General features: G+C 63.2%; 16 protein-coding genes. 7 read left to right on the top strand and 9 right to left on the bottom strand.

Translation table 11 applies throughout. The annotated features are described in order from the left end of the window. Nucleotides 1–18: 18 nt before the first annotated feature. Together infA and ABMC88_RS05010 are read right to left on the bottom strand one after the other, a co-directional pair. Complete coding sequence (infA, locus tag ABMC88_RS05015) at nucleotides 19–237, bottom strand: translation initiation factor IF-1 (RefSeq protein ID WP_005978431.1); 219 nt, start codon at nucleotides 235–237, stop codon at nucleotides 19–21. Nucleotides 238–303: 66 nt separating this feature from the next. Then, on the bottom strand, nucleotides 304–1,191 hold the full coding sequence (locus ABMC88_RS05010) for a carbon-nitrogen hydrolase family protein (protein ID WP_349575749.1): 888 nt from the start codon (nucleotides 1,189–1,191) through the stop codon (nucleotides 304–306). A 144-nt stretch (nucleotides 1,192–1,335) separates the two neighbouring features. Here ABMC88_RS05010 and ABMC88_RS05005 point away from each other — a divergent pair, with 144 nt between their 5' ends. Beyond that, the gene (locus tag ABMC88_RS05005) at nucleotides 1,336–2,031 is read left to right on the top strand and encodes an NAD-dependent deacylase (RefSeq protein WP_349575748.1); all 696 of its coding nucleotides are present in this window, start codon (nucleotides 1,336–1,338) and stop codon (nucleotides 2,029–2,031) included. A gap of 58 nt (nucleotides 2,032–2,089) precedes the next feature. Here the strand turns inward: ABMC88_RS05005 and ABMC88_RS05000 are convergent, their stop codons facing one another. The 3 genes from ABMC88_RS05000 to meaB all read right to left on the bottom strand — a co-directional run bounded on the left by ABMC88_RS05000 (nucleotide 2,090) and on the right by meaB (nucleotide 4,065). Further along, nucleotides 2,090–2,566, bottom strand: coding sequence for a copper chaperone PCu(A)C (locus tag ABMC88_RS05000; RefSeq protein ID WP_349575747.1), 477 nt, complete (start codon nucleotides 2,564–2,566; stop codon nucleotides 2,090–2,092). Nucleotides 2,567–2,648: 82 nt separating this feature from the next. Next, nucleotides 2,649–2,948 (bottom strand): 50S ribosomal protein L28, encoded by a 300-nt coding sequence (gene rpmB / locus ABMC88_RS04995; RefSeq protein WP_349575746.1) that lies wholly within the window; start codon nucleotides 2,946–2,948, stop codon nucleotides 2,649–2,651. 139 nt (nucleotides 2,949–3,087) lie between these two features. After that, nucleotides 3,088–4,065: a methylmalonyl Co-A mutase-associated GTPase MeaB gene (gene meaB / locus ABMC88_RS04990; RefSeq protein WP_349575745.1), complete on the bottom strand. Its 978-nt coding sequence runs from the start codon at nucleotides 4,063–4,065 to the stop codon at nucleotides 3,088–3,090. 93 nt (nucleotides 4,066–4,158) lie between these two features. Between meaB and hrpB the strand changes: the two genes are divergently transcribed. Further along, nucleotides 4,159–6,582 carry an ATP-dependent helicase HrpB gene (gene hrpB, locus ABMC88_RS04985; RefSeq protein ID WP_349575744.1) on the top strand — a complete coding sequence of 808 codons (2,424 nt, stop codon included), beginning with the start codon at nucleotides 4,159–4,161 and terminating at the stop codon, nucleotides 6,580–6,582. A 6-nt stretch (nucleotides 6,583–6,588) separates the two neighbouring features. On the opposite strand, the gene gnd is transcribed toward hrpB, so the two are convergent. From gnd to ABMC88_RS04965, 4 genes are all read right to left on the bottom strand, one after another. Then, on the bottom strand, nucleotides 6,589–8,016 hold the full coding sequence (gene gnd / locus ABMC88_RS04980; RefSeq protein ID WP_349575743.1) for an NADP-dependent phosphogluconate dehydrogenase: 1,428 nt from the start codon (nucleotides 8,014–8,016) through the stop codon (nucleotides 6,589–6,591). A gap of 67 nt (nucleotides 8,017–8,083) precedes the next feature. Beyond that, nucleotides 8,084–9,088: a 2-dehydropantoate 2-reductase gene (locus ABMC88_RS04975; RefSeq protein WP_349575742.1), complete on the bottom strand. Its 1,005-nt coding sequence runs from the start codon at nucleotides 9,086–9,088 to the stop codon at nucleotides 8,084–8,086. After that, nucleotides 9,078–9,983, bottom strand: a complete 906-nt coding sequence (gene argF / locus ABMC88_RS04970) for an ornithine carbamoyltransferase (protein WP_349575741.1) — start codon at nucleotides 9,981–9,983, stop codon at nucleotides 9,078–9,080. Before argF ends, ABMC88_RS04975 begins: the two co-directional genes overlap by 11 nt. Nucleotides 9,984–10,059: 76 nt before the next feature. Next, nucleotides 10,060–11,235, bottom strand: coding sequence for an aspartate aminotransferase family protein (locus ABMC88_RS04965; protein WP_349575740.1), 1,176 nt, complete (start codon nucleotides 11,233–11,235; stop codon nucleotides 10,060–10,062). Nucleotides 11,236–11,510: 275 nt separating this feature from the next. On the opposite strand from ABMC88_RS04965, the gene ABMC88_RS04960 reads away from it, so the two are divergent. The 5 genes from ABMC88_RS04960 (at nucleotide 11,511) to ABMC88_RS04940 (ending at nucleotide 17,637) form a co-directional block, all read left to right on the top strand. Beyond that, the gene (locus ABMC88_RS04960) at nucleotides 11,511–12,401 is read left to right on the top strand and encodes a DMT family transporter (protein ID WP_349575739.1); all 891 of its coding nucleotides are present in this window, start codon (nucleotides 11,511–11,513) and stop codon (nucleotides 12,399–12,401) included. 113 nt (nucleotides 12,402–12,514) lie between these two features. Beyond that, entirely contained in the window at nucleotides 12,515–13,105 is a 591-nt protein-coding gene (locus tag ABMC88_RS04955; RefSeq protein ID WP_349575738.1) for a GcrA family cell cycle regulator, read from the top strand. A 158-nt stretch (nucleotides 13,106–13,263) separates the two neighbouring features. After that, nucleotides 13,264–14,880, top strand: coding sequence for a thiamine pyrophosphate-binding protein (locus ABMC88_RS04950; protein WP_349575737.1), 1,617 nt, complete (start codon nucleotides 13,264–13,266; stop codon nucleotides 14,878–14,880). Next, nucleotides 14,864–16,066 carry a CaiB/BaiF CoA transferase family protein gene (locus ABMC88_RS04945; protein WP_349575736.1) on the top strand — a complete coding sequence of 401 codons (1,203 nt, stop codon included), beginning with the start codon at nucleotides 14,864–14,866 and terminating at the stop codon, nucleotides 16,064–16,066. Before ABMC88_RS04950 ends, ABMC88_RS04945 begins: the two co-directional genes overlap by 17 nt. Before the next feature lie 218 nt (nucleotides 16,067–16,284). After that, complete coding sequence (locus tag ABMC88_RS04940) at nucleotides 16,285–17,637, top strand: tetratricopeptide repeat protein (RefSeq protein WP_349575735.1); 1,353 nt, start codon at nucleotides 16,285–16,287, stop codon at nucleotides 17,635–17,637. The last annotated feature ends 6 nt before the right edge of the window (nucleotides 17,638–17,643 follow it).

Here is a 17,643-nt window from a genome sequence, read left to right as displayed (position 1 = left end):
CGGCGGGCGGGGACGTGTTTATTTGAAACGATAGTTGATCCGGCCTTTGGTCAGGTCATACGGGGTCATTTCGACCTGTACTTTGTCGCCTGCCAGAACGCGAATGCGGTTCTTGCGCATTTTGCCTGCCGTATGTGCGATGATCTCATGGCCGTTTTCAAGCTCGACCCGGAATGTCGCATTCGGCAGGAGTTCCTTTACGACACCGGGGAATTCGAGCGTATCTTCCTTGGCCATGGTCTCTCCTGTAAATACGTCTCCTATGTGGAGACAGCGCTTAAATGAGCGTATTTGATGCGGTTTTCAAGTGCTGATGCGCCCTAAAGCAACATTTATAGCGGGGTGATCGCGGCCTGACTGCTCATCCCAGTGGGTGCGGTTCAGCACAACACCGTCTGCGCGGACTTGGGCGATGGCGCGCAGGTCGACATCTGCATAGGTCCAGCCAGGCACGCCGATCTCGCCTGCGGCCAGAATACCAGTAGGCGGAAAGCCCGTGTCGGGCGGGCAAAAGACGCCGCCTGCGCCCACGCAAGATCCCAGTGCAGTTGACCAATCCGCCTGCCCCACCACCGAAGACATGACCGTGACGCATTGCTGTTCCAGCGCGCGGGCCATTGATCCTGTGCGCACGCGCCAATAGCCCGCAAGCGCCTCGGTCACGCTGGGCACGACGATGATGTCACAGCTTTGCAAGGCGCGGCCCAGAAGGGGAAATTCGCTGTCATAACAGATGAGTATGCCGATACGGCCCAGTTCAGTATCAAAGACCTGCAACGGCCCGCCGCCAACAACATCCCAGATGTCCCGCTCGAACCGCGTCATAATCTGTTTGTCCTGCACGCCGATTTGCCCGCCGGGCGTGATCAGCCGCGCACGGTTCACCGTACCCTTGTCGGTGATTGCAGGGGCCGAGGCCGCGACGATGTGCACGCCATATTCTGCCGCCAGCCGCTGATGCAGTGCGTCTGCCGCGCCTATCTTATCGCTCACCGATTGCGTGGACCGCGCCAGATCGCCCGCGATCTCTAGCCCGTCCAGCGTTGCCAACTCCATCGCGCCGTATTCGGGAAACACCAGCAGCTCGGCACCATTTTGCGCCGCCCCAGCCACCCAAGCAGTAATCTTGGCCTCATACGCGGCCCAAGTGTCCAGCATGTCCAACGGATAGGCGGCGGTTGCGATTTTCATGTCTGAAAGGTCCAGTTCTGGTGCGGGGATGGCATTAGATTGCCCTGCTTTGCGCCACGCCACAAGGGCGCAAAATGCTCGACCCTGCTGCGCAACTTGAGTACTTTGTGCACGCACACCACCTCAGGAAACCGGAGCCAGCCCATGCGCAACATCGTTATCCTCACAGGGGCCGGCATCTCTGCCGAAAGCGGGATCGAGACATTCCGCGCCGACACGGGCCTGTGGGCGCAACACAAGGTCGAGGATGTCGCAACACCCGAAGGATTCGCCCGCGATCCGGCCCGCGTGATGGCCTTTTACAACAACCGCCGCGCCAATGCCGCTGCCGCCCGACCCAACGCCGCGCATCAGGCGCTTGGCCGGTTGGACGCGGCAGAGGATGTGAACCTGCTGCTGGTGACGCAAAACATCGATGACCTGCACGAGCGCGGCGGATCGGCCCATGTGCTGCACATGCACGGCGCGGTGAATTCGGCGCTGTGTGCCGCGTGCGACCACCGCTGGCCTGCCCCGAGCGAAATGCACGCGGGCGACAGCTGCCCCGCCTGTGACGCAGCGACCGCGCGGCCCGACATCGTCTGGTTCGGCGAAATGCCTTACCAGATGGACCGCATCTTTGCCGCTCTTTCACAGGCCGATATTTTTGTGGCGATCGGGACGTCGGGCAACGTCTATCCTGCGGCGGGGTTTGTCGCCGAAGCCGCCCGCGCAGGGGCGCATACGATCGAGATAAATCTGGAACCGTCCGCCGTGGGGTCGCAGTTTGACGAGGCGATCATGGGCCCTGCAACGCAAACAGTGCCCGCATGGGTAAATAGTGTGTTGTCCAAAGCGTAACGCGCCGCGGAATTTTCAAAAATTCCGGCCGATTTTTTCGAAAAAATCGCGCCTGCCGCTAGCGGGTCAAATCCACAGGTACGGTGATCACCACATCGCCAGCCGTCTCGAACTCCAGCGTTACGGCGACACGCTGCCCTTGTTCCAGCGGCGCTTGTAGGCCCATGAACATCAGGTGATCCCCACCGCGCACAAAGGCATGCGTGGCGCCATCGGCCAATGGCACGCCGCCTGCAATCTCGCCCATGCGCATCACACCGTCTGCATCCTGCGTGTGGCTGTGCAACTCAACCCGTTCTGCCAGATCGGACCGCACCCCGATCAACCGGTCATCACGGCCTGTCTGGTTGCGCAGCACCAGAAATGCCGCCGCCGAAGTCGAGGTGGGCAGGCTGGCCCGCAAAAACGGCTCTTCCACGACAAACGCCGCGTTGCTTTGATCCAGCGGAGACACCTTGACCGTGACAACAGCCATCACCACCGCCAACAATGCAATCAGCACCACCAGACCCACAGCCAGTTTTGGTTGCTTCATCTGCGTCTCTCCTGCCTAAAACGAAAATGACCCCGCCCTGCGGTCAGGTCGGGGTCATTCAATTTTTCAAAATCCGTCAGGTTCAGGACAGCGCGTTCGCTTCCGAGCCTGCTTTTGCGATGGCTTTTTTGATCTTCAGCGCGTTGTCGGACAGCTCTGTGTCTTTCGCTTTCGCCAGAAACTTGTCCAGACCGCCGCGGTGATCCACGCTGCGCAGAGCAGCAGCAGAGATGCGCAGTTTGAAACCACGGCCCAGCGATTCGGACTGGAGTGTGGTGTCATTGAGGTTTGGCAGGAACCGACGACGTGTGCGGTTCTTGGCGTGGGATACGTTGTTGCCCGACATCGGGCCTTTTCCGGTCAATTCGCAACGGCGCGACATGGGTTCATCCTTTTGGTTCGACGCGGCACCCGCACATGGGGCACCACAGCTGATCAGGCCGCACCAATGGCGGTCCGTAAATTGGTTTGCAGGCTTTAGGAGGAATCGCCACGCGGGTCAACCCGACTTGGCCGCTTTCCTACGTCTCACGCTGCAATTGGCGCATAAATTCCGCCGCTGCTGCCGCAGGCTCCTGCCCGCCCGCCGCAACTGCATCCCCCAAAGCCGCCAAAGCCGTGCGTGCCGCTTGCGTATCAAGCTGCGCCAGCAGCGCCGTTTTCACCGCGTCTTCAAACCAATAGCGCGCCTGCTGGCTGCGGGTTGCATCCCAAAACCCCGCCTCGCGGCGCCAATCGGACAGGGCGGTCAACCGCTCCCACACCTCGGGCAGGCCGCGGTCTTCCAATGCAGAAACCGTCATCGCGCAAGGGAAGCCGTCAGGATCCTGCGGCCGCTTGCGCATCAGCCGCAGCGCACCGGCATAATCCGCCTGCGTGCGGGTTGCGGTGGCCTTCAGATCACCGTCCGCTTTGTTGATCACAATCAGATCGGCCATTTCCATGATGCCGCGCTTGACGCCCTGCAACTCGTCCCCGCCCGCAGGAGCCAGCAGCAACAAGAACAAATCAGACATCTGCGCCACCACGGTCTCGGACTGGCCCACGCCCACCGTCTCGATCAAAACCACATCGTATCCTGCGGCCTCACACAGGGCGACGGCCTCACGGGTGCGGCGCGCCACACCGCCCAGATGCGTCTGGCTGGGGGAGGGGCGGATAAAGGCGTTTGGATCACGGCTCAGCAAATCCATGCGCGTCTTGTCCCCAAGGATCGACCCGCCAGAACGCGACGAGCTGGGATCAACCGCAAGCACGGCCACGCGCAAGCCCTGTTTGGTCAGCATCAGACCAAAGCTTTCGATAAAGGTCGATTTCCCCACCCCGGGCGTACCAGACAAGCCAATGCGCAGCGCCTGCTTTGCCACGCCCAGCTCGGCCAACAGGGCCGTCGCTTGCGCACGGTGGTCGTCACGGCCGCTCTCGACCAAGGTGATCGCACGCGCCAGCGCACGGCGCTCCCCTGCGGCGATCCGCTGTGCCATATCGGTGATGTCCATCGGCGCTCTCCGTGCTTGTTGCCGCGTTTTTCACGCCCTCGGCCGCGAATGTCCAGCCTTGCCTCCATGCGCGTGGCCTCCGATAAAGGCGCCATGAACAACCAACTGCCCATCGACGCGGTCATGCCGCAAATTCTGGACGCTTTGCGCGACCACGGGCGGCTGGTGCTGCAAGCCCCGCCCGGAGCGGGTAAAACCACCCGTGTGCCCCTTGCCATGCTGGAGGCCGGCCTGACCAAAGGCCGCATCCTGATGCTTGAGCCGCGCCGCCTTGCTGCACGCGCCAGTGCAGAGCGGATGGCCCAAACCTTGGGCGAAAAAGCAGGCCAGACTGTTGGCTACCGCGTGCGCGGGGCCTCTGTTGTCTCGGACCAGACGCGAATCGAAGTGGTGACCGAAGGCATCCTGACCCGCATGATACAGGATAACGCCGAACTGCCGGGCATCGGCGCGGTGATCTTTGATGAATTCCACGAACGCTCGCTCAACGCGGATCTGGGGCTGGCCCTGTGTCTGGAGATCGCGGGCGCGCTGCGCGATGACCTGCTGTTGGTGGTGATGTCCGCCACGCTGGACGCGGCCCCAGTGGGCGCGTTGATGGAGGCGCCTGTCGTCACCTCGGAGGGCCGCAGCTTTCCCGTGACGCCGCAGTGGCTCGACAAACCGCTGCCCAAAACCACGCGGTTCGAACAGGCTGTCGCCGATCTGGTGCTGCATGCGATGCACACATCCGAGGGCTCTGCCCTCGTGTTTCTGCCCGGCGAAGGCGAAATCAGGCGCGTCGAAAGCATCCTGTCGCGGCAGCTGCCCAAGGATTGCACCGTGGCCCCCCTGTTCGGGGCAATGGATTTCAAAGCGCAACGCGCCGCGATCAACCCTGCACCGTCAGGCCGCAAGATCGTGCTGGCCACCGCCATCGCGGAAACCTCGCTGACCATCGAAGGCATTCGCATCGTAGTCGACGGTGGCCGTGCGCGGCGGGCCGAGTTCAACCCCTCGTCCGGCATGTCACGCCTTGTCACCACCCGCGTGACCCAAGCCGAAGCAACCCAACGCGCAGGCCGCGCAGGCCGCATCAGCGAGGGCGTCGCCTACAAACTTTGGACAAAGGGCGAGGACGGCGCATTGGCCGCCTTCCCCCCTGCCGAGATCGAGAGCGGGGACCTGAGCGCCTTTGCGCTGGAGCTGGCCCTGTGGGGGGCGCAGGCGGAGGATCTGGCCTTTGTCACGCCACCCCATGCGGGGCGTCTGGCAGAGGCGCGTGGTCTGTTGCAGATGCTGGGCGCACTGGACACACGCGGGCAGATCACCGCCCATGGCCGCCGCTTGGCCCGCCTGCCCCTGCACCCGCGCCTGGCCCATATGGTTGCGCTGGGAGGGCCGCCTGCCGCCACGCTTGCCGCCATACTCGCCGAACGCGACCCCATTCGCGGTGCGCCGCTGGACCTGATCCACCGCATGCGGGCTGTGGCGGGTGACAAAACCGCGGGAGAGGTCCATCACGCCACGCTGGCCCGCATCCGCCAAGAGGCAAAGCGGCTTGGTCGCTCTACCGCCAAAGGAGGGCCAACCGATCTGGGCACGCTCGCCGCGCTCGCCTATCCCGACCGCATCGGGCTGCGCCGCAAGGGTGAGGCGGCACGCTTTGTGCTGGCGGGTGGCAAAGGGGCAATCGCGCCCGATGGCGACCCGCTGGCCAGTGCCCGCTTGATCGTGGCCACCGATCTGGACGGCGACCCGCGTGAGGCCCGCATCCGCCAAGGCACCCCCCTGCAAGAAAGCGCGCTGCGCGACACCTTCGCCGACCAGATCGCATGGCACGACCATTGCGCATGGTCACGCCGCGAAGGACGGGTCGAGACACGCCGTCAGGAACGAATGGGCGCGCTGGTGCTGGACGACCGCACATGGAGCGACGCGCCCAGTGATGCCGTGGCCGTGGCGATGCTGGACGGGGTGGCCCAATTGGGCCTGCTCCCTGACAAAGCGGCGGCGCGGTTTTTGCGGCGGGCGGCATTGATGCAAGACACCGATGGCTTCCCCGACTTTAGTGAACCTCATCTGCTGGCCACGTTGCACGACTGGCTGCTGCCGCATATCAGCGGCGTGCGCAGCACAGCAGATTGGAAACGGTTCGATCTGCTGCCTGCCCTGCGGGCGCGGCTGGATTGGGACCAGCAACAGGCGATGGAGCGCACCGCCCCTGCGCATTTCGAGACGCCTCTGGGTCGCCGCATCGCGATTGACTACGATGGCGACACCCCCCAGATCGAGGTCCGCCTGCAAGAAATGTTCGGCACAACACGCCACCCGACTGTTGCGGGCCAACCGCTACAGGTCACACTTTTGTCGCCCGCCCAGCGCCCTGTGCAGGTCACAATGGATGTACCGGGGTTCTGGGACGGCTCTTATGCGGATGTGCGCAAGGACATGCGGGCGAAATACCCGCGCCACCCGTGGCCTGATGATCCGCGCAGCGCGGACCCCACGCTGCGGGCAAAGCCACGCGGCACCTGAGCCGCGCTAGGACGTTTGCGAAACCAGATCGGGCCAGACGGCGTTAAACTTGCCCTCGCGGTCCAGCCGCGCAAACCCGTGTGCGCCAAAGAAATCGCGCTGTGCCTGCACAAGGTTCGTGCTGCCCCGCGCACGGCGCATACTGTCGTACCACGCAAGCGCACCCGAAAGTGACGGCAACGCCACGCCCAACGATACACCCGCCGCAACAGTGCGGCGCAGCGCGGGAATTGTGTCCTCCAGCTTTGCCACCATCGCGGGCGCAAGGATCAGGTGGCCGTGTGGCAATTCGGCGCGGAAGGCGGTTGCGAAATCATCCAGCAAGGCCGAGCGGATGATGCACCCCGCCCGCCATATCTCGGAGATTTGCGCCATGTCGAGGGACCAGTCGAACGCCTCTGACGCGGCGTGCAGAACGCGAAAGCCCTGCGCATGACCAAGGATGCGCCCCGCAACCAGCGCCTTTTCCAGATCATCCTGTGCGGGCACCTCCGCCGGCAGGGTTCCCGCGCCCAGAACGCTTTCGGCGGCTTGGCGGACACTGCGTTCCGACGACCAACCCCGCGCGCCTACCGCGCCCTCAATGGCGCTGGCCGATTGCCCCATCTTCAGCGCCTCGATCACGGTCCAGCGGCCCGTGCCTTTCTGGCCCGCCTGATCGACAATCACATCGACCATCGGCCTACCCGTGTCCGGGTCAGTGGTTTGCAAAGCCGCCGCGCTGACCTCCAGCAAATACGAGCTGAGCGGACCATCCTGCCACGTCTTCAGCAACGCGCCAATGCGCGGCGCGTCCCACCCTGCCCCATCGCGCAAGATGCCGTAGACCTCGGCGATCATCTGCATGTCGGCGTATTCAATGCCGTTATGCACGGTCTTCACAAAATGCCCCGCGCCGTCCGGTCCCAGATGCGCCACACAGGGCGTGCCCTCGAATTTCGCGGCGATCGCCTCGGCCATGGGTTTGAGCTGTTGCCAGCTATGATCGGTGCCGCCGACCATCATGGAGGGCCCGTGCCGTGCGCCCTTCTCTCCGCCTGACACACCCATGCCGACAAAATGCGCGCCCGTGTCCTTGAGCCGCTTGAAACGGCGGCGGGTCGCGTTGAAATCGGCATTGCCGCCGTCAATGATGGTGTCACCCTTGTCCAGCAAAGGCAGCACGGTTTCGATCATCGCATCCATCGGTGCGCCCGACGGGATCATGAACAAGATCGTGCGCGGCGGCTTGAGCGCCTCGACGAACGCTTCCAGCGTGTGATGCGGCCTCAGCGCGCCTGCAAGCGTGTCTGCCTCGACCACAAAATCGTCGATCCACTCTGTCTCGCGGTTGGTGACGGCGACGGTGAAACCCTTTTCCGCAAGGTTGAGGGCCAGTGCGCTGCCCATCGTGCCCAATCCGTAAACACCGATGTCGGCTTTTGCATCTGTCATGGGGGTATCCTTCGGGCTTGGGGTTCGCTGTGTGCAGGGTGGCGGATGCGGGGTGCGCGTGCAAGCCTTAGCCGCGCAGCTCTTGGGGGGTGTGCGGACGGGCGCCTGTCTGTTCGGCCTGTTTGACCGCAGCAAGCAAGGCGGTGCTGAGCGGTGTGGGGATGGATTTCTGCGCCCCCATTTCAATGACCCGCCCTTGCAGCGCGTCGATTTCCGTCGGCCTGCCGGCGATCAGATCATAGGCCATCGAGGTCCGCGCCTGCGGATCAATGGTCAGCATTTTTGCCGCCACACGGCGGAAGACAGGTGTTGGCAACCGCAAGATATGCGGCAGCAGCCAAACGGGAACAGGTGTGGTCGGGCGCATGGCCTGACCGTGGGCCCGCAGCACCTGCAACGCCTCGACCATTTGGTCGGCCATTACACGTCGCCAGTCACGGTCCAGCAATTGCGCCTGCAATCGCATCCCCGACAGCGCGTTCGCGGCGTTGTTGAGGTTGAGCAGGAATTTGCCCCATTGCACCGCCTCGATCTCATCGCTCTGGGTGACGTGAAGGCCCTCAACGCTAATCGTTGTGGCAACATCGTGCGGGCCAGCGCCTATGACAATATCGCCGCTTGTGGCACGGTGGAAATGGCCACCGCCCATGGGCACAACGTTGAACGGCACCATCGCGGCGCGGATGTCATGTGCGGGCAAGGCTATGCGCAAAGTGTCCGCATGGCCCATACCGTTTTGCAGGCTGACGAGGATGGCATCCGGTTTGGCGTGCTGCGCGATTTGCTCGGCGATCTGTGCGGTGGCCGAGGATTTCACACAGACAAGGATCAGATCAGCGTGGCGCAGAATTTCTGCGTCTTCTGAAAGGGACAGCTGCTCCGCAGGTAAGCGCACATCAAGCCCTGCATAGTCGGTGAGATGCAAACCGCTTCGGCGCACCTCGTCCAATATGCGCGGACGGCCCAGAAAACTGACCGAATGGCCGGCCTGTGCCAGCAGGCCACCGACATAACAGCCGATGGCCCCCGCCCCCGCAATTGCGATGCGGGAGGTGTCGGGGTTACGTGCCAAGGCACCACTGCATGATAGCTTTTTGCGCGTGCAGGCGGTTCTCGGCCTCGTCAAAAATGACCGAGTTGGGGCCGTCCATCACAGCGCTTGTTGCCTCATCGTCGCGGTGCGCGGGCAGGCAGTGCATGAACAGCGCGTCCGGCTTGGCCTTGCTCATCAGCGCATCGTTCACCTGGTAGCCGCGCAGCTGGTTGTGGCGACGTTCGCGGGCGGATTGCGGATCGTGCATGGAGACCCAAGTGTCGGTGACGACCAGATCGGCGCCCTGCACGGCCTCATCAGGGTCGCGGATGGTGGTGTACAGCCCGTCGAGCGCACGCTCGGGGTCCAGCGGCTCGGGGCCGGTGAAGACCAGATCAAAGTCGAATTGCTTGGCCGCATGGGCGAAGCTGGCGAAGACGTTGTTGCCGTCGCCCGACCAGACGACGCGCTTGCCTTTGATGGGACCGTTGTGTTCCTCGAAGGTCATGATGTCGGCCATGATCTGGCACGGATGCGTGCGGTTGGTGAGGCCGTTGATCACCGGCACCGTGGCGTGTTGGGCCATCTCGTGCAGGGTTGCCTCCTCAAATGTGCGGATCATGATGAGGTCCACATACCGCGACAGCACGCGAGCCGTATCGGCGATCGTCTCGCCGTGGCCCAGCTGCATGTCCGCGCCCGACAATACCATCGTCTGGCCGCCCATCTGCCGCACGCCCACATCGAAAGAGACGCGGGTGCGGGTGGAGGGTTTCTCGAATATGAGCGCGACCATATGGTCTTTGAGCGGTAGGGCATCGTCGAGCGCACCGCGGGGGCGGCCTGCGCGGGCACTTTTGATGCTGATGGCGTTGTCGATGATACCGCGCAATTGCGCGGGGTCTGTTTGGTGGATGTCTAGGAAATGGTTCATGGGTTCGGTCTTTGCTGGATCGGTCGGCGATCGGGGGGCACGCCCCCCGATGTTGAGTTTAAGGGCAAAATGAAGATCAGGTCGCGCTGAGCGCGGAGGCGGCGCGGTCCAAACGTGTGACGGCTTGGGCGATTTCATCGTCTGTGATGGTAAGCGGAGGGAGAAGGCGCACGACGTTGTCGGCGGCGGGGACGGTGATGACTTCCTCGGCGTAGCCTGCGTTGACCACCTCAATGGGGGCGATTTTGCATTTGAGGCCAAGCATGAGGCCCGCGCCGCGCACGCTTTCGAACACATCCGGGTGGGACGCAACAAGACCTTCGAGTTTTTGGCGCAGCAGGCCCGCTTTGCGGTTCACCTCGGCCAGGAAGTCGGGGTCTGCGACGATGTCCATGACTGCGCAGCCCACAGCACAGCCCAGCGGGTTGCCGCCATAGGTGGAGCCGTGGGTGCCTGCGGTCATGCCGCTGGCCGCGTCCTCGGTTGCGAGGACTGCACCCAAGGGGAAGCCGCCGCCTATGCCTTTGGCGACCATCATGATGTCGGGCGTGACACCGGACCATTCATGGGCAAAGAGCTTGCCCGTGCGGCCAACGCCGCATTGGACCTCGTCGAGGATCATCAGGATGCCGTGTTCGTCGCACAGATCACGCAGGCCTTTGAGGCAGGCATCCGGCAGCGGGCGGATGCCGCCTTCGCCCTGCACCGGCTCGACCAAAATGGCGCAGGTTTTGTCGCTGATGGCCGCGTTCAGCGCGTCGTGGTCGCCGAAGGGGAGGTGGATGAACCCGCCCAGAAGGGGGCCAAAGCCTTTTGTCATCTTCTCGGACCCTGCGGCGGCAATGCCTGCGGAGGAGCGGCCATGGAAAGAGCCGTCGAAGGTGATGATCTCGACCCGCTCGGGCTGGTCTTTGTCGTAGAAATACTTGCGGGCCATCTTGACCGCCAGTTCGCAGCTTTCTGTGCCCGAGTTGGTGAAGAAGACGGTATCGGCGAAAGTATGTTCGACCAGACGGTCGGCAAGGGCCGTTTGCTGCGGGATGTTATAAAGGTTGGAGGTGTGCCAGAGCGCGCCTGCTTGTTCGGTCAGCGCCTCGGTCAGCGCGGGATGGGCGTGGCCCAGCGCGTTCACCGCAATGCCCGCGCCGAGGTCCAGAAAACGTCGGCCATCTGCCTCGGTCAACCAGGAACCGCTGCCTTTTACAAAGCTGAGCGGGGCACGGGCGTAGGTTGGCAGAACAGAAGCGATCATCTGGATCATCCTTTCAAGGGATAGTGGAGCGCGCCGCAGCCGCAAAAAGCCAAAAGGCCACGGGCAGCGGTGCGGGTCAAGGGGGGTTGGGGTTGGGGAAACACTTGGGGGTGGCGCCGATAGGTCCCTATCGGCAGCGCGGACGCGGTTTAGCTACGGCGTCGTCGGAGTGTGGTATGCGTTTCCATGCCTGTTGTTTACGTGTTGGTGCGGGTTTTGCAAGCACCATGTGTGCGGTCCTTGCACCTGTACGGCATCCACGCCATAGCGGGGGCATGTATATCCCCAAACCTCAAAGCAACGCGGCGGCGGCGGCGCTGATCATTCTGGCGGCCGCGTTTATTGCGGCGACCACGTTGATGGCCAAGGCGCTGGGAACTGACACGTACGGCGTGCCTTTGCATGCGTTGCAGATCAGCCATGGGCGGTTTTTGTTCGCTTTTGCGGCGCTTTGGCTGGCCGCCGGGGTCCTGCGGCCCCAGGTGACGGCCCCGCATTGGAGGCTCCATCTGGCGCGGACCAGCTTTGGCTGGGCGGGCGTGACGTTGATGTTTGCCTCTGTTGCGTTCATCCCGCTGGCGGATGCGACTGCGATCTCGTTTCTGAACCCTGTGTTTGCGATGATGCTTGCGATCCCTTTGTTGGGGGAACGTGTCGGCCGCGTGCGCTGGTCAGCGGCGGTGCTGGCACTGATCGGCGCCTTGGTCCTGCTGCGCCCTACGCAAGAAAGCTTTCAACCCGCCGCGTTGCTCGCGCTTGGGGCCGCGGTGATCATGGGGATGGAGTTGATTTTCATCAAAAAGCTGGCGGGGCGGGAGAATCCGTTCCAGATTTTGCTTGTGAACAATACCATCGGATTAGGGATTGCCAGTTGCGCGGTGGTTGCAGTTTGGCAGATGCCGAGCCTTGCGCAGTGGGGGCTTTTGGCGGGGATCGGCGTGTGCATGGCTGTGGCGCAGACCTGTTTTGTAAATGCAATGGCGCGGGCAGACGCAAGTTTTGTCGCCCCCTTCAGTTACGCCACGCTGGTATTCGCCGCCCTTTATGACGCTGTGTTTTACAACGCCCTGCCCGATTTGGTCACATATATTGGCGCGGCAATCATTCTGGCGGGTGCATTATGGCTGGCCCTGCGCGAGGCGCGGCTGAAAAACTCGGGCGTCTAAAGCGCCTATCACCGCCGTGGTCCCTTGCGCCTGCCGCCACAGACAGTAGTATAGGCACCTAATTTGCCAGAAGCGGTCCGTTCAGGGCCGCTTTTTACACGAGGGAAGCTTCCATGTCCTGGACCGATGACCGCGTCGAGATTCTGAAGAAAATGTGGGGCGAAGGCCAATCCGCAAGCCAGATCGCAAAAGAGCTGGGCGGCGTGACACGCAACGCTGTTATCGGCAAGGTGCACCGCTTGGGTCTGTCCAACCGCACCACCGCAGGGGCCGCCGCAAAGGCAGAGCCAAAGGCCAAGGCCGCGCCCAAAGCAGCGCCCAAGCCCAAGGCACCGCCCGCCGAGCCCGCGGTAAAGCCCGCGTCGGAAAAGCCCGACCTCAAGACAGAACCCGCGATTGCACCGCAGACAAACCTGCCCGCTCGCAAGCAGATCATTCCCGCAGGCCAGCCCCTGCCGCCACAACCCTCGGCAAACGAGATCAGCCCAGAGGCGCTGGCCAAGGTCAACGAGATCGAGAAGAAGGCCAAAAAGCTCAGCCTGATGGAGCTGACCGAGCGGACCTGCAAATGGCCCGTGGGCGACCCGGCCACTGAAGACTTCTGGTTTTGCGGCCTGCCCGTGAAACAGGGCAAGCCCTATTGCGAAGCGCACGTGGGCGTCGCCTTCCAACCCATGAGCGCACGGCGCGACCGCCGCCGCTAAGCGGCAGCAAAGTCTGTCGCCAGACTTTGGCCCAGAATTTCTGTGAAATTCTGGCGTGGCGTTTGCAGCAGCGGCTTGAAACATTTGCCACGCAGACTTGAGTTGCAGGTCAGCGCATCGCGTGGTCTGTGCTTGTTCCATCATTCAAGGAGCCCGCCATGACCGCCACCTGCCGCGCCGCAGACGCCATTGCCCGCCGACTATATGCTGCGGGGTGCCGTCATGCATTCGGCATGCCGGGGGGCGAAGTCCTCACGCTCGTTGACGCGCTGGAGGCAGCGGGCATTACCTTTGTGTTGTGCAAACACGAAAACGCCGCGGGCTTCATGGCAGAAGCCGCGTGGCACCAGACGGGGGCGCCCGGCATCATGGTCGCCACCATCGGGCCCGGCATCCTCAATGGCGTGAACTCTATCGCGAACGCGTTGCAAGACCGCGTGCCGCTGATCGTGCTGTCGGGGTGTGTCGATGCGGACGAGGCACAGACCTATACGCATCAGGTGCTCGACCACAGTGCTGCCTTGCAAGAGATCACCAAAGCCACCTTCCGCCTCAGCGCTGGCGCGGCTCATGTCATCGCTGACAAGGCCGTCACCATCGCCACCGAAGGCCGCCCTGGCCCCGTGCATATCGACGTGCCGATCTCGGTCGCGGATGCGCCCGTTGCGGCCACGCCCAGCGCCCCGCGTGCGGCCGCCGCTGCAACCGCCCCTGCGGGTGCGGCGCTTGATACGGCCCGCGACTGGCTGGCCACCGCCCAGCGGCCTGTGATGATCGTCGGCGTGGACGCAATGAACGAAAACGCAAGTGCTGTGATCACAGCCTTTGCCACGCGCCACAACATCCCTGTTGTCACCACCTACAAAGCCAAAGGCATGTTCCCCGAAGACGCCCCCCTGGCCATCGGTGGGGCGGGTCTGTCGCCTAAAGCCGATGCGCTGATCGTCCCGTTTGTGCAGCAGGCCGACCTGATCATCTGCGCAGGCTACGACCCGATCGAGATGCGCCCCGGCTGGCGTGACATCTGGGACCCGCGCCAAACCCGCGTGATCGACATCACCGCAGAGCCGAACCACCACTACATGCACCAAGCCACGCTCAACATCATCGCAAATTGCGCCGCCAGCCTTGCCACCATCAGCGAGGGCGCGCCCCCGCGCGAGACATGGACCGCAGGCGAGGTCGCTACACTCAAATCCGCATTGGCCGATGCCTTCCCCACCGATGCCGAATGGGGCCCCGCCGCCATCATAGACACCTGCGCACAAACCCTGCCCCGCGATACGATCGCGTCCGTCGACAGTGGTGCGCACCGCATTTTGCTCAGCCAGATGTGGCCCTGCACCCAACCCCGCGTCCTGATCCAGTCGACCGCCCTGTGCACGATGGGCTGCGCGCTGCCTCTGGCGATGGGAACGAAGCTGTGCGCGCCAGACCGCACCGTGGTTTCCTTTTCGGGCGACGCGGGCTTTTTGATGATCGCGGGCGAGCTTTCAACCGCGGCCGAGCTTGGCCTGAAGCCGATCTTTGTTGTCTTTGTCGACGCCTCGCTGGCCTTGATCGAGCTGAAGCAGCGCCAGCGCCAGATGCGCAACGCCGCTGTGGACTTTGGCAAACACGATTTTGCCGCGATAGGCCGTGCGTTCGGCGGCGCGGGCCTTGAGGTCCACAACCGCGCCGATTTGCAAGCCGCCCTGACAGAGGCCATAACCGCAGACACCTTCACCGTGATTGCCTGCGTCATTGAGAGAGGAGCCTATGATGGCCTCATCTGAGACACCGGGCGCATTGGACGGGCTGTTCGTCCTTGACCTGTCGCGCATTCTTGCAGGTCCCACCGCCACCCAAATGCTGGGGGATATGGGGGCCACGGTGATCAAGATCGAAAACCCCAAAACGGGCGGCGACGACACGCGCGGCTGGGGGCCGAATTACGCCCGCAACGAAGATGGCAGCACCTCGGACCTGTCGGCGTACTTCATGTCCTCGAACCGCAACAAACGGTCCGTCGCGGTGGATATCGCCACCCCCGACGGTCAGGACATCATCCGCCGCCTTGCTGCCCGCGCCGATGTGGTGGTCGAGAACTTCAAACCCGACGGGCTGGTCAAATACGGGCTGGATGCAAAAACGCTGTGTGCTGCACATCCTGAATTGGTCTATTGCTCGATCTCGGGATACGGGCAGACGGGGCCGAACCGCGACAAGCCGGGGTACGACCTGATGGCCCAAGGCTTTGGCGGCATCATGTCGATCACAGGCGATCCCGAGGGCGTGCCGACCAAAGTGGGCGTCGGCATCGCGGATGTGATGTGCGGGATGTATGCCACCATCGGCATCCTCACCGCGCTGCGCCACCGTGACAAAACAGGCGAAGGCCAGCACGTCGAGCTGGCGTTGATCGACACGCAAATGGCGTGGCTGATCAACGAGGGGCTGAACTTTCTCACCTCTGGCGAGCCACCAGTGCGGCGCGGCAATGCGCATCCCAACATCGTGCCTTATGACGCGTTCGAGGTCTCGGACGGGCATTTCCTGCTGGCCGTCGGCAATGACGCGCAATTTGCACGCTTCTGCGATGTGCTGGGCCTGCCCGATCTGGCCGCCAACCCCGACTATACCACCAATCTGGCGCGGATCGCGAACCGCGACGCGTTGATGACGCATCTGCGCCCTGCCCTGCGCACATGGACCAAAGCCGATATTCTGGACGCCCTGCGCGCCGTCAAAGTTCCCGCAGGCCCGATCAACACGATCCAGGAGGCGCTTACGTCAGAGCAAGCCGCCGCACGCGGCGCGGTGCAGCAGATCGCTGTCGAGGGGATCGCGGGCGGGCATGTCTCGCTTTTGGGGAACCCGCTGAAATTCTCGGCCACGCCGGTGAAATACAGCCGCCCTCCGCCACGTTTCGGTCAGGACACGGACGAGGTTCTTGACACATGGCTGGGCGGAAAGCCGTAACAGTCGCCGCTGTCACGCAGCTATTTCTGGCGCAAACCCATGCCAAAGCGGCAAAGGCCCGGCCGTTTTGAAACGCCCTTCACGAAAAACCATGACACCTTCACGTTGCCGTGTGGGAGCGCACCGAACCCTCACGCGGTTGCGGCCAATGCGGTATTACTGTCTGCAATGATGCGCCCCTCGGGGACCGCATTGACCTAACCCCGAAGGTGCCGACGATGACCCAAGACGACATTTGCGCATGCCCCGTAACCCTGACCTCGGCCACCGCCGTCACCGCATGGAACGGCGTTGTTCTGGGGCTTTTGTCACACGGGCGCGAGACGCCCGTTCATTTGGGCCGCCTGATGGAGGAAGCCCCCGAATTTGCCATGGGCCACGCCGCACGCGGGTTGTTTTGCCTGATGACGGGCCGCGCCGAAGTCTTGCCCAGCGCCCACGAGGCGCTTGCCGCAGCCAGAGCCAGCACAGCGCACACCCCCGTCACCTTGCGCGAATCCGCATGGATCACAGCGCTGGATCTGTGGCTGTCGGGCAAGCCCACAGCCGCCATCGCCGCAATCGAGACCAGCCTGCGCGCCCTGCCCCATGACACTGTCTCGGCCAAATTGAGCCATGGCATCCGCTTCATTCTGGGCGACGCCACAGGTATGCGCGCCTCGGTCGAGCGTATCTTGTCTGCCCATGCGCCAGATCATCCGTGCATGGGGTATCTGCTGGGCTGTCACGCCTTTGCGTTGGAAGAAACGGGCGATTACGCATTGGCCGAGCGCACGGGGCGACGCGGTCTGGATTATGCCAAAAACGATGCGTGGGGTCTGCATGCGGTGGCCCATGTGTATGACATGACCGCACGCACCGACGACGGGATTGCCCTGATCAACGGCAATAGTGCGGCGTGGGAAGGGTCCAACAACTTTCGCTATCATGTCTGGTGGCACAAGGCCCTACTGCATATCGAACGGGCGGAATTTGACGTCGCACTTGGCCTGTATGACGCGCAAATCCGTGCGGACAAGACCGACGACTACCGCGACATCTCGAACGCCACATCGCTGTTGATGCGGTTGGAACTGGAGGGCATGGACGTGGGCCCGCGCTGGGAAGAGCTGGCCGATTTTTCGGAAAATCGGGTCGAGGACGGTTGTCTGGTCTTTGCCGATTTGCATTATTTACTGGCCCTGACCGGGGCCAACCGTGGGGCGGCCCGCGATGCGATGACCGCCCGCTTTGCCCGCGACGCGGCCAGAAAGGGCGAGATGTTCACCCGTGTCGAGGCCCCCGGCATGGCCGCGCTGAGCGGGCTCAACGCGTTTGCCGAAGGGCGCTATGACGCGGCATTTGCCGACTTGGCGGCTGCCCGCTCATTGATGCAGACAATCGGTGGCTCTCACGCGCAGCGTGATGTATTCGAGCGGATGACAATCGACGCGGGGCTACGGGCGGGGCGCTATGATGCCACGGCCGCAATTCTGCGCGATCGGCTCGGACGACGCGGCGGGCACCACGACAGGTTCTCGGCCACGCGATTCGAGCGTTTGAACACCGCCCGCGGCATCGCGGCCCAATAACCGGAC

Source organism: Sulfitobacter aquimarinus (genome assembly GCF_040149565.1).
In the GTDB taxonomy this organism is placed as follows: domain Bacteria; phylum Pseudomonadota; class Alphaproteobacteria; order Rhodobacterales; family Rhodobacteraceae; genus Sulfitobacter; species Sulfitobacter aquimarinus.
Note: the sequence above shows the minus strand (reverse complement) of the source record. Positions and strands in the feature narration are given on the sequence as shown.